The sequence below is a fragment of the Mycobacterium sp. NAZ190054 genome, from assembly GCF_001545925.1.
GTDB lineage: Bacteria > Actinomycetota > Actinomycetes > Mycobacteriales > Mycobacteriaceae > Mycobacterium.
Genome location: NZ_LMVQ01000438.1, coordinates 1 through 1,674 on the forward strand (window position 1 = coordinate 1; position 1,674 = coordinate 1,674).

At 64.5% G+C, this 1,674-nt stretch carries 1 protein-coding gene; it reads right to left on the bottom strand.

The features are described 5' to 3' along the window. Positions 1-139 precede the first annotated feature (139 nt). The gene (locus tag ASJ79_RS23615) at positions 140-1,399 is read right to left on the bottom strand and encodes a cytochrome P450 (protein ID WP_067960651.1); all 1,260 of its coding nucleotides are present in this window, start codon (positions 1,397-1,399) and stop codon (positions 140-142) included. Positions 1,400-1,674 lie beyond the last annotated feature (275 nt).

Below are 1,674 nucleotides of genomic sequence, written 5' to 3' on the forward strand. Positions count from 1 at the left end.
ATTCTTGATAGGTCCGCGGGTAGTCCACACCGCCCACGGGAGCGCCCTCGACACCCACGCTGAACAGCATAGGTCCACTTAAGCAGATAAGCAGTACATACATTCGAGCACCGACAAATCCGGACAGTGCAGGCAGCGCCTAGTGAGCCACCGGACAGCCCGACCCGCCCGAGTAGTCCACCTGCCAGTGTTTGATGCCGTTGAGCCAACCGGACCGGAGACGGTCGGGGGTACCGGCGGAGGTCAGGTCGGGAATGTGGTCGGCGATCGCGTTGAACATCAGCTCGATCGTCATCCGGGCCAGATTGGCGCCGATGCAGTAGTGCGCTCCGGTGCCGCCGAATCCGACGTGCGGATTGGGATCGCGCAGGATGTCGAACGTGAAGGGGTCGTCGAACACCTCCTCGTCGAAGTTCGCCGACCGGTACGACATCACCACGCGCTGACCCTTCTTGATCTGCACGCCCGAAAGTTCGTAGTCCTGCAGGGCGGTCCGCTGGAACGACGTGACCGGCGTGGCCCAGCGCACGATCTCGTCGACCGCGGTGACGGGGCGTTCGCGCTTGTACAGCTCCCACTGGTCGGGATGCTCGGTGAACGCGATCATGCCGTGGGTGATCGAGTTGCGGGTCGTCTCGTTGCCCGCCACCGCCAGCAGCACCACGAAGAAGCCGAACTCGTCATCGGTGAGCTTGTGCCCTTCGACGTCGGCCTCGATGAGTTTCGTGACGATGTCCTCGCCCGGTTGCTCGGCGCGCAGGGCCGCCAGCTGCATCGCATACATGATGAGTTCGGTTGCCGCATTGCGATTGTCGTAGTGCGCGAACTCCGGGTCGTCGTCGCTGACCATCTGGTTGGACCAGTCGAAGAGCTTCTTACGGTCTTCCAGCGGCACCCCAAGCAGACCGGCGATGGCCTGCAGCGGCAGTTCACAGGACACCTGCTCGACGAAGTCGCCTGTGCCCGCGGCGGCCGCGCTCTTGGCGATGTTCTGGGCGCGTTCGTTCAGGTCGTCGCGCAGCCGCTCGACCGCCCGGGGGGTGAATCCGCGCGAGATGATCTTGCGCAGGTGGGTGTGATGCGGTGCGTCCATGTTGAGCAGGACGAACTTGCCGGTCTCGATCTGCTCGCCGGTGGAGTTCTCGGGATAGCGGGGCAGCGCGGTCTTCTCCAGGCTGGAGAACACGTCGCTGCGCTTCGAGATCTCCTTGACGTCCTTGTGTTTGGTGACCACCCAGTAGCCGCCGTCACCGAACGGCCCGGATCCGCCCTCGTTCTGCTCGTTCCACCAGATCGGGGCGCAGCGGCGCAACTCGGCGAGCTCCTCGACGGGCAGACGTTCACAGTTCAGGTCCGGGTCGGTGAAGTCGAAACCGGGTGGCAGCGTGGGAGTCGCCATGCGTGGGCTCCTAAACGTCAGACGGCCGTAATCCATTGCTACACCACAGGAGGGTCCGGGGGAGAGCAGATCAGCGAAGAAGTTCGGCCGTCGGTTGTAACGAAACGACCGCGAACACGGATGGATCCTGTGACCATGAAGAAACCGGGAGGGTGCATCGTGAAGTTCGGTTTCCGCGCAAGGACCGCGTCCATCGTCGGGGCGGCGGCGTTCGCGACGCTGCTCGCGGCCGCGCCGTCGGCAGCCGCCGATCCGGCACCGCCGCTGCCCGGACC

What these genes read in the sequence shown, in the direction of transcription:
- ASJ79_RS23615 (WP_067960651.1), bottom strand. Translation starts at nt 1,399, where the DNA reads ATGGCGACTCCCACGCTGCCACCCGGTTTCGACTTCACCGACCCGGAC.